This is a genomic window from Pseudoduganella sp. (genome assembly GCF_041914865.1).
Lineage (GTDB): Bacteria > Pseudomonadota > Gammaproteobacteria > Burkholderiales > Burkholderiaceae_D > Rugamonas.
In genome coordinates, this window is sequence record NZ_JAYSCO010000034.1 from 1 (window position 1) to 11,292 (window position 11,292).

Genomic DNA, 11,292 nt, shown 5'->3' on the forward strand with positions numbered 1-11,292 from the left:
AGGGCACCATTTGTCCGATTGTCAGACCTGACCCCGAATTTCTTTACAGCTTCATTTCCAGCATGGCGCGGAAGAGGATGCTGGTCGGGTTGATCAGCGTGTCGCTGCGGCGGTTCAGGCCTTCGACGTAGCTCGATTGCTGCAGGTTGTCCTCGTGCAGCATGTTGGAGGCGGACAGGCGCAGCTGGGTCTTGGGCGTGAACTTCCACAGGCCGTACAGGTCGAGCGCGCGCTTCGGTACGCTGTACGCGTATTGCTTGTCGGAGATGCGCACTTCGCCGCCGCCCTGGTAGCTGAAGGAGCCGCCCAGCGTCAGCGGCATGCTGTCCAGCTTCCAGTCGGCGCCGATGGTGCCGCTGAGCGGTACCTGCTGGTCGAGGCGGTTGTTCGGGCCCGGTACGGTGTCCAGGCGCGACCAGCTGCGGGTCAGGTTGGCGCGCATTTCCACGCCCGGTGCTTCCTTCATCAGGGAACGCAGCGGCAGCTTGGCTTCCAGCTCGATGCCGTAGGTGTCGGCGCTGCCGGCGTTGACCGGGCGCGAGACGTAGGCGCCGTCGATCAGGTCCACGCGGCGGCGCGTCACGTCGTCGATGCGGCGGGCGTAGGTGCTGGCCGTCAGCAGGCCGCCGCCTTCACCCAGGAAGTGTTCGTAGGCCAGGTCCAGGCCCCAGGCCAGTTCCGGCTTCAGGTCCGGGTTGCCCATGAAGTCGGGCGTGGTGGCGGTGTTGTTGTTGGAGGTGAAGCGGCGCGGGATCAGGTCGCCCACATTGGGCGCCTTGTAGGTGCGGGTCAGGCCGAACCGGACCTGGTCTTTTTTCTTCTCGCCGAGCTTGTACAGGGTCTGGAACAGCGGGCTCAACACGCTGGAGTTGCTGTCGACGCTGCCGAAATCGCTGCCGCTGCTCTTCATGTTCACGCCTTCCCAGCGCAGACCGAAGTAGACGGACCAGCGGTCGGTGACGTTCCATTCGTCCTGCACGTAGGCGGCGACGCGGGTGACGTCGGCGGCGAATACTTCGTCCAAGTTCTTTGGCAGCTTGGACAGGTCGGCCGGCTGCAGCTGGCCGTCGGCGCCGCGCACCGGCGGCGCGCGGAAGTAGGTTTCGCGCTGGATGCGGTCTTCGTCGCGCTTGCTGTAGCCGATGTCCCAGCCGGTGGCCAGGGCGTGGCCCGGGAACAGCGGGCTGGAATACTTGCCGGTGGTGGTGAAGCCCTTGTCGGAGGCGGACGACGTGACGCTGCGGCTGCGGTCCCAGGCGCTGCCGGTCTGGCGGTTCGGCGCTTCCGTGCTGCGGTGGTTGTAGTTGACGCCGGCTTTCATGTCGATCTTGGCGCCGTCACCCAGCGGGTGCGCCCAGCTCAGGTCGGTGCGGAACATTTCCGCTTCCGAGCGGATGTTCTGGTCCAGGCTGCTGAACATCGGGTCGAGGCCGGAAATGGTCTGGATGCGCTCGGTATTCGTGCCCTTGAAGCGGTTGACCGCGATGAAGGTTTGCGAGGTGATCACGTCGCCCGGCTTGATCGCGTAGTTGACGCGCGGCGCCAGGTTGAAGTTGCGGAACCAGCCTTTGCTGCTGTTCACGCCGCGGTGCAGCAGCGGCTCGTCGCCGCTGGCTTCGGTGATGCTGTGCGCCGGGCGGTTGAAGTCGCCGTGCAGGAAGCCGCCGCCGATCGAGTACGACCATGGGCCTTTGCGGTCCGACATCTGCAGGTTGACGCTGACGCCGGGCTGGCCGTTGTCCGACTGCAGGCCGGTCTTGATCTCGGTCTGGGCGGTGGTGATGGCTTTCTTCAGCACGATGTTGATGCCGCCGGCAATCGCCTGCGTGCTGAACTCGGCGGTGGCGGCGCGCATCACTTCAATGCGCTCGATCATGTCCGGGGTCAGCGAGTCGAGCGAGAAGCCGGGCGGCGCCGGTTCGCCGTTCAGCATGATGGAGGTGTAGCCGGCGCCCAGGCCGCGCATGCGGATATTGCCGCCGCGCCCCTGCACGCCGTCGACCGTAACGCCGGGCAGGCGCTTCAGCACTTCGCCGATGCTGGTATCGCCATTTTTCAGGATTTCCTCCTGCGTCACCACGATCTTGGTGGCGGTGTCGTTGCGGCGGATATCCATGGCCGCGCTGCCTTTCACCTCCACTTTCGGCATGACCTTTTCAGGGGCGGGCGTGGCTTGCTCCTGGGCGTAGGCGGTGTTCAGGGCTTGCACGATCAGCAGCAGGGGCAGGGCGATTTTTTTCATACAAATGGCGATAGCTTTTTGGAAAACGCGACAGGATACACCGCGGTGCAGCCTCGCTGTTCAGTTAAAGGGGCGTTGATACAAACAGATACATTGCTCGAGTCTCTAACTGTACAGATGGGCAACTGTTTCCGTGAGTCAAATGCGACAGACGGTCATTTTCGCGGGATGAGCTGCAATGTTCGCAAGCGAACAGTGCGCTGTCGTGCGCCTGCATAACATTGCTTGGAACATACTGCCCGTCTGCGCGGCAGCTCCAAGAATAATGCGAGGCCCCCCTTGAAAGAGCGTCTTTATCTATGGCCGGCAGCAACTGCCGGGTTCAAGGAATCCGACTCCGGCTCCCTGCAACAGGGCGCCAGCGAGGACGATGATTTGCCGCTGCGTGCGGAACTGTTCAGTGCGCAGCAGATGGAGCACCATGGCCGCGCTCTGGCCGCCAGCCATGAGCTGAGCGCGCGCGGCGGCGGCGACCGCCTGCTGGCGCGCCTGAGCGAAAACGCGGCGCTGATCGGCTCGACCTGCGAGGGCTTGACCGAGGCGGTCAAGGAAGGGCGCCAGGTCACGCCGGCCTCGGAATGGCTGCTGGATAACTTCTACCTGATCGAAGACCAGATCCGCACCGCGCGGCGCCACCTGCCCAAGGGCTACAGCAAGGAGCTGCCGCGCCTGGCCAAAGGCGCGCCGGAAGGCACGCCGCGCGTCTACCAGATTGCGCTGGAAATCATCGCCCACGGCGACGGCCGCGTCGACCCGGAGAGCCTGTGCCGCTTCGTCGAGGCCTACCAGGAGCTGGCCACCCTGAAACTGGGCGAGCTGTGGGCCATCCCCATCATGCTGCGCCTGGCGCTGATCGAGAACCTGCGCCGGGTGGCGGCGCGCGTGGCGGAAAACCGCTTCCAGCGCGACCTGGCCAACAGCTGGGCCGACCAGATGATCGAGATCGCCGACAAGAACCCGAGTGGCTTGATCCTGCTGGTGGCCGATATGGCGCGCTCGGAGCCGCCCATCACCAGCGCCTTCGTGGCCGAGCTGGCACGCCGCCTGCAGGGCCAGAGCCCGGTGCTGACGCTGGCGCTGAACTGGATCACCTACCGCCTGGCCGAATCGGGCCAGACCATCGAGCAGCAGATCCAGGCCGAGATCCATTTGCAGGCGGCCGAGCAGGTGTCGATCGCCAACAGCATCGGCAGCCTGCGCTTCCTCGGCACCATGGACTGGCAGGAGTTCGTTGAAACCATGAGTGTGGTCGAACAGGTGCTGCGGCAGGACCCGTCCGGCACCTACGGCGACATGGACTTCTCCACGCGCGACCAGTACCGCCATTGCGTCGAGCGCATGGCGCGCTACTCGCCGGCGTCCGAGGAGGAGGTGGCGCAGCAGGCGCTCGAGCTGGCGCGCGCCCGCGCCGGCGACCACGATCCGCGCCTGCACCATATCGGCTATTACCTGGTGGGCGAGGGCGCCTTGCTGCTGGAGCGCCAGGTCGGCGTGCGCCTGCCGCCCCTGCGTTCGCTGAAGCGCACCTTGCGCGCGTCGCCGCTGCTGTCCTACCTGGGCGCGATCGGCGCGCTGTCGGTGATCGCCACCGCGCTGATGCTGGAACGCGCCTGGCGCGACGGCGTGCCGCCCGGCGCGCTGCTGGTGCTGGGCGTGCTGGGGCTGATGGGCAGCAGCCAGCTGGCGCTGGCCCTGGTGAACTGGGCCGCCACCCTGTTTGTTGAACCGCGCCCCCTGCCGCGCCTGGACTTCCGCCACGGTGTGCCGTCCGATGCGCGCGCCATGGTGGTGGTGCCGACCCTGTTGTTCAGCCGCGAAAACGTTGACGAGCTGTGCGAGCAGCTGGAAGTGCGTTACCTGGCCAACCGCGACCCCAACCTGCGCTTTTGCCTGCTGACCGACTTCGCCGACGCGCAGGAGGAAACCCTGCCGACCGACGCCGCGCTGACCGAGCGCGCCGCCGCCAATATCGCGCGCCTCAACCTTAAATACACGGAGCCGGACGCGCCGGCGCCGTTCCTGCTGCTGCACCGGCCGCGCCGCTGGAATCCGGCCGAAGGCGCCTGGATGGGCGAGGAGCGCAAGCGCGGCAAGCTGTCCGACCTGAACCGCTTCCTGCGCGGCGGCGCGGCGCATGCCTTCTCGCTGATCGTGGGCGACGTCGACGACCTGGCGTCGTTCAAATACGTGATCACCCTCGACAGCGACACCCAGCTGCCGCGCGACGCGGCGCGCCAGTTCGTCGCCACCATGCGCCACCCGCTCAACCTGCCGCGCATCGACCAGCGCCTGCGGCGCGTGGTGGCCGGCTACGGCATTCTGCAGCCGCGCGTGGCGGTCAGCCTGCCCAGCCGCGACGCTTCGCGCTATGAGCGCCTGTGCGGCGGCGAGCCGGGCATCGACCCGTATACCCGCACCGTCAGCGACGTCTACCAGGACGTGTTTGCCGAAGGCTCCTTCGTCGGCAAGGGCATTTACGATATCGACGTGTTCGAGCAGGTGCTGGGCGAACGCCTGCCCGACAACCGCATCCTCAGCCACGACCTGCTGGAAGGCTGCTACCTGCGCGCCGGCCTGCTGAGCGATGCGCAGCTGTACGAACATTATCCGGCGCGCTACCGCGACGATGTGAGCCGGCGCCAGCGCTGGATCCGCGGCGACTGGCAATTGCTGCCCTGGCTGCTGCGCAAGGTGCCGCTGCGCGGCGGGCGGCGCGAAGCCAACCCGCTGTCGGCCCTGTCGCGCTGGAAGCTGTTCGACAACCTGCGCCGCAGCCTGGTGGCGCCGGTGCTGACCTTGTCGCTGCTGATGGCTTTTGCCAGCCTGCCGCACCCGTGGTTCTGGACCTGCGCGGTGCTGGCCATCATCTTCCTGCCGCCGCTGGCCAGCGCCCTGGTCGACCTGCTGCGCAAGCCGGCCGATACGCTGTGGAGCCAGCACGTGCCGGCTTCGCTCGAGCGCAGCGGCCTGCAGTTCGCGCACGCCTGCCTGACGCTGGTGTTTCTGCCGTATGAAGCCTATGTCAGCCTGGATGCGGTGGTGCGCACCGGCTGGCGCCTGCTGGTGTCGCGCCGCCGCCTGCTGCAATGGCGTGCCTCGGCCCTGTCGCGCGCCGGCACCAGCCTGGCCAGCAACTGGCGCACCATGTGGATCTCGCCGCTGCTGGCGCTGGGCGCCGGCGCCGGGCTGGCCGTGCTGCGCCCGCGCGCCTTCGAGGCGGCGCTGCTGTTCCTGGTGGCGTGGGGCGCGGCGCCGCTGGTCGCATGGTGGATCAGCCTGCCCATCGCGCGCCTGCAGAAGGCGCTGGACGAGGAGCAGCACCTGTTCCTGCACAAGCTGGCGCGCAAGACCTGGCTCTGGTTCGAGACCTTCGTCGGGCCGGAGGACAACTGGCTACCGCCGGACAATATGCAGGAGCACCCGAGCCAGGTGGTGGCGCACCGCACCTCGCCCACCAATATGGGCATGGCGCTGCTGGCCAACCTGACCGCGTTCGACTTCGGCTACCTGACGGCGAGCCAGCTGGCGGCGCGCACCGCCAGCACGCTGGACAGCATGGCGCAGCTCGAGCGCCACCAGGGCCACTTCTACAACTGGTACGACACCCAGTCCATGAAGCCGCTGCACCCGGTCTACATTTCCACGGTCGACAGCGGCAACCTGGCCGGCCACCTGCTGACCCTGCAGGCCGGCCTGGTGGCGGTGGGCGAGCTGCCGATCGTGCATCCGCAGCTGGCGCAAGGCCTGGCCACCACCTGCGCCCTGGTGCGCGAGGCGGCGGCGACGGCGGGCGGGGTGCCGGTGGAAGCGCTGGCCGCGCTGGAGGCGGCCATCGCCGCGCCGGCGCCGCTGCTGCCGGCCAGCCTGCGCCAGCAGCGCGCCTGGCTGCTGCGTGCCTGCGAGGGCTGCGAACAGTTCCTGCGCCAGGCCGCCGCGCCGCTCGACCCGCAACTGGCAGCGTGGGCGGCGGCGCTGCACGGCCAATGCCGCGCCGCGCTCGACGAGCTGGACGAGCTGGCGCCGTGGATCACGGCGGCGCAGGAGGCGCAGTACGATTCCGCGCTGGACCGCGTGCCGACCCTGCGCGAGCTGGCCGGCTGGCCGCTGCCCGGCGCCGCGCAGAGCGACCTGGCGCCGGACGAGCGCGAACGCCAGCAGCAGGTGGCGGCGCTGGTGGAGCAGGGCGCGGCACGCGCGCGCGAACGGCTCGACATGCTGAACCGCCTGTCGCACCAGGCCAACCAGTTCGCCCAGGTCGAATACGGCTTCCTGTACAACCCCACCACCAAGCTGCTGGCCATCGGCTACAACCTGAGCGAGCGGCGGCTGGACGCCAGCTGCTACGACCTGCTCGCCTCCGAAGTGCGGCTGGCCAGCTATGTCGCCATCGCCCAGGGCCAGCTGCCGCAGGAGCACTGGTTCGCCATGGGGCGCCAGCTGTGCATCGTGCACGGCCAGCCGGTGCTGCTGTCGTGGAGCGGCTCCATGTTCGAGTACCTGATGCCGCTGCTGGTGATGCCGACCTATCCCGACACCCTGCTGGACCAGACCTACCGCTCGGTGGTGGCGGCGCAGATGGAGTACGCCAAACAGCGCAACGTGCCATGGGGGATTTCCGAGTCGGGCTACAACACCACCGACGCCGCGCTGAACTACCAGTACCGCGCCTTCGGCGTGCCGGGCATCGGCCTCAAGCGCGGCCTGGCGGAGGACCTGGTGATCGCGCCCTATGCCACCATGCTGGGCCTGATGGTCGACGCCGACGCGTCGTGCCAGAACCTGCAGAAGATGGCCGGCATGGGCTTCATGGGCCGCTACGGCTTCTACGAGGCGATCGACTACACGGCGGCGCGCCTGCCGCGCGGCCAGCAGTACGCCATCGTCAAATCCTTCATGGTGCACCACCAGGGCATGGGCCTGCTGGCCCTGAGCTATGTGCTGAACGACCGGCCGATGCAGCGCCGCTTCGAAGCGGACCCGCTGCTGCAATCGACCCTGCTGGTGCTGCAGGAGCGCAGCCCGCGCATCGGCGCCTTCCACTCGGCCAGCGCGGAGCAGGCTTCGGTGCGCAGCGCCGTGCCGGAGCAGGCGGCGCCGATGCGCATCCTGCACCAGCATACGCCGCCGGTGCCGGAGACGCAGCTGCTGTCCAATGGCCGCTACCACGTGATGGTGAGCAGCGCCGGCGGCAGCTACAGCCGCTGGAACAATCTGGCGGTGACGCGCTGGCGCGAAGACAGCACGCGCGACAACTGGGGCCAGTTCTGCTACGTGCAGGACGTGGAGGATGGCGCCTTCTGGTCCACCACCTACCAGCCCACCCTGGCCGAGCCGCAGCGGCTGGAAGTGATCTTCTCCGAAGGCCGCGCCGAATTCCGCCGCAGCGACCGCGAGATCGAGCTGTACACCGAAATGGTGGTGTCGCCGGAGGACGATATCGAAATGCGCCGCACGCGCATCAGCAACCATTCCGAGCGGCGCCGCATCATCGAGATCACCAGCTTCGCCGAAGTGGTGATGGCACCGGCGCCGGCCGATGCCGCGCACCCGGCCTTCAGCAAGCTGTTCGTGCAGACCGAGGTGGTGCCCGACGAAAGCGCCATCCTGTGCACGCGCCGCCCGCGCGGCAAAGGCGAGCAGACGCCCTACCTGCTGCATGTGATGACGGTGCACGACGCCCAGGTGCAGCAAGTGTCGTACGAGACCGACCGCGCGCGCTTCATCGGGCGCGGCAACACGGCGCAGTGCCCGCTGGCGCTGCAGGAGCCGGGGCCGCTGTCCGGCAGCCAGGGCTCGGTGCTCGACCCGGTGGTGGCGATCCGCTACCGCATTGCGCTGGAGCCGGGCCAGGTCTCGATCATCGACGTCGCGACCGGCATGACCGACACGCGCGAAGCGGCGCAGTACCTGATCGACAAGTACCAGGACCGCCACATGGCCGACCGCGTGTTCGAGCTGGCCTGGACCCACAGCCAGGTGGTGCTGCGCCAGCTCAACGCCAGCGAGGCGGAGGCGCAGCTGTACGCGCGCCTGGCCAACCACGTGATCTACCCCAACGCGGCGCTGCGCGCCGAACCGGGCATCCTGGCGCGCAACCAGCGCGGCCAGTCCGGCCTGTGGGCCTACGCCATTTCCGGCGACCTGCCGATCGTGCTGCTGGAAATCCGCGACGCCGCCAATATCGAGCTGGCGCGCCAGCTGGTGCAGGCGCACGCCTACTGGCGCCTGAAAGGGCTGGTGGTGGACCTGGTGATCTGGTACGAGGACCGCTCCGGCTACCGCCAGGCGCTGCACGACCAGATCATGGGCCTGATCGCCTCCGGCCTGGATGCGCAGGCGATCGACCGCCCGGGCGGCATCTTCGTGCGCCCGACCGAGGGCATCGCCCCGGAAGACCGGGTGCTGCTGCAGACCGTGGCGCGCGCCGTGCTGAGCGACGAACGCGGCACCCTGGCCGAGCAGCTCAAGCGCGGCGTGGCGCCGACCCTGCGCATGCCGCCGCTGCTGGCCGAACCGCGCGCGGAAACGGCCGGCCGCGAGCGCGACGCCGCTGCCGGCGTGGCGCTGCCGCCGGACCTGCTGCTGGCCAATGGCCTGGGCGGCTTCACGCCGGACGGCAAGGAATACGTGATCGCCAGCGGCGCCGGGCAGCGCACCCCGCTGCCCTGGTCGAATGTGCTGGCCAACCCGCAGTTCGGCAGCGTGGTGTCGGAAAGCGGGCAGGCCTACACCTGGCAGGAAAACGCGCACGAATTCCGCCTGACGCCGTGGCATAACGACCCGGTGTCCGACCTGAGCGGCGAAGCTTTCTACCTGCGCGACGAAAGCACCGGCCGCTTCTGGTCGCCCAGCGCCTTGCCCGCGCCCGGCGCCGGCAGCTACCTGACGCGCCACGGCTTCGGCTACAGCACTTTCGAGTACGCCGAAGCTGGCATCGCCAGCAGCATGACCACGTTCGTGGCGCTCGATGCGCCGGTGCGCTACACCGTGATCCGCGTGCGCAACCAGTCCGATACGGCGCGCAAGCTGTCCGTCACCGGCTATGTGGAATGGGTGCTGGGCGATATGCGCGCCAAGTTCGGCATGCATATCGTGACCGAGATCGACCCGGTCAGCGGCGCGCTGTTCGCGCGCAACGCCTACAACACCGAATTCTCCGGCCGCGTGGCCTTCTTCAACGCCGACGCCTCGGTGCGCACGGTAACCTGCGACCGCGCCGAATTCATCGGCCGCAACGGCAGCCTGGCGCGCCCGGCCGCGCTGCGCCGCGTGCGCCTGTCCGGCAAGGCCGGCGCCGGGCTCGATGCCTGCGCCGCGATCCAGGCCCCGTTCGAACTGCAGCCGGGGCAGGAGCGCGAGATCGTGTTCGTGCTGGGCATGGGCGGCCGGCGCAACGCCGACGCCACCAACCTGGTGCAGCGCCACGGCGGACGCGGCGCCGCCCTGCAAGCCCTGTCCGACGTGCACGCGCACTGGGAGCGGGTGCTGGGCGCGGTGCAGGTGCAAACCCCGGAGCCCGAGCTGGACGTGCTGGTGAACGGCTGGCTGATGTACCAGACGATCGCCTGCCGCATGTGGGCGCGCAGCGGCTACTACCAGAGCGGCGGCGCGTTCGGCTTCCGCGACCAGCTGCAGGACGCCATGGCCATGGTGCACACCCGGCCCGACATCCTGCGCGAGCACCTCGTGCTGTGCGCCGCGCACCAGTTCGTGGAAGGCGACGTGCAGCACTGGTGGCACCCGCCGTCCGACCGCGGCGTGCGCACGCACTGCTCGGACGACTACCTGTGGCTGCCGCTGGCCGCCTGGCGCTACGTCTCCGCCACCGGCGACCTGACGGTGCTGGACGAAAAAGCGCCCTACCTGGAAGGCCGCCCGGTGGCGCCGGAGGAGGACTCCTACTACGACATGCCGGGCCGCTCGGCGCACACGGGCGACCTGTACGAACACTGCGTGCGCGCCATCCGCAACGGCCTGCGCTTCGGCGCGCACGGCCTGCCGCTGATCGGCTCCTGCGACTGGAACGACGGCATGGACAAGGTCGGCGAGCATGGCAAAGGCGAAAGCGTGTGGCTGGCCTGGTTCCTGATCGAAGTGCTGCAGCGCTTCGCCGAAGTAGCCGAACGGCGCGACGACGCCGCCTTCGCCGCCGAATGCCGCGACGAAGCGCGCAAGCTGGCCGCCAACATCGAAGCCAACGCCTGGGACGGCGAATGGTACCGGCGCGCCTACTTCGACGACGGCACGCCGCTTGGCTCGGCGCAGAACGAGGAATGCCAGATCGACTCGATCTCGCAAAGCTGGGGCGTGCTGACCGGCGCCGCCGACAAGGCACGGGTGGAAGGCGCGATGCGGCAGGTGGAAGCCCGCCTGGTGCGGCGCGACTTCGGCCTGATCCAGCTGCTCGACCCGCCGTTCGACAAGGCCGACCTCAACCCCGGCTACATCCGCGGCTATGTGCCGGGCGTACGCGAAAACGGCGGCCAGTACACGCACGCCGCCATCTGGACCGTGATGGCCTTCGCCCGCATGGGCGACGTGGAGCGCGCCTGGGAGCTGATGCGCATGATCAACCCCGTGCGCCACGGCGCCGACGCCGACAGCGTGGCGCGCTACAAGGTCGAACCGTACGTGGTGACGGCCGACGTCTACGCCGTCGAACCGCACGTCGGCCGCGGCGGCTGGAGCTGGTACACCGGCTCCTCCGGCTGGATGTACCGCCTGCTGCTCGAGTCACTGCTGGGCGTGACGAAGGAAGGCGACAAGCTGCTGCTGTCCCCGCGCCTGCCCGCCGCCTGGCCCGGCTACACGCTGCGCTACCGCCACGGCAGCAGCAGCTACACCCTGCGCATCACCCGCAGCGGCGCGGCCCCGGCCACGCCGACCGAAATCCCCCTGCGCGACGACGGCGCCACCTACGAGCTCGACATCAACGCTTAAATTCGGGGTCAGGTGGTGGAAAAAGGGCACAGTTGGGCCAGGGGGCCCAGTTTTCGGGTTTTGTACCCGAGCCCCCAAACGGGGGTGGGAACCAGGCGGGCGGGTTTAAA

At 68.6% G+C, this 11,292-nt stretch carries 2 protein-coding genes; one reads left to right on the top strand and one right to left on the bottom strand.

The window, feature by feature from the left end; all coding sequences use genetic code 11:
* Positions 1 to 43 precede the first annotated feature (43 nt).
* The gene (locus tag ACE3TQ_RS16225) at positions 44 to 2,242 is read right to left on the bottom strand and encodes a TonB-dependent receptor plug domain-containing protein (RefSeq protein WP_374583321.1); all 2,199 of its coding nucleotides are present in this window, start codon (positions 2,240 to 2,242) and stop codon (positions 44 to 46) included.
* 279 nt (positions 2,243 to 2,521) lie between these two features.
* Between ACE3TQ_RS16225 and ACE3TQ_RS16230 the strand changes: the two genes are divergently transcribed.
* The gene (locus tag ACE3TQ_RS16230; RefSeq protein WP_374583322.1) at positions 2,522 to 11,182 is read left to right on the top strand and encodes a GH36-type glycosyl hydrolase domain-containing protein; all 8,661 of its coding nucleotides are present in this window, start codon (positions 2,522 to 2,524) and stop codon (positions 11,180 to 11,182) included.
* The last annotated feature ends 110 nt before the right edge of the window (positions 11,183 to 11,292 follow it).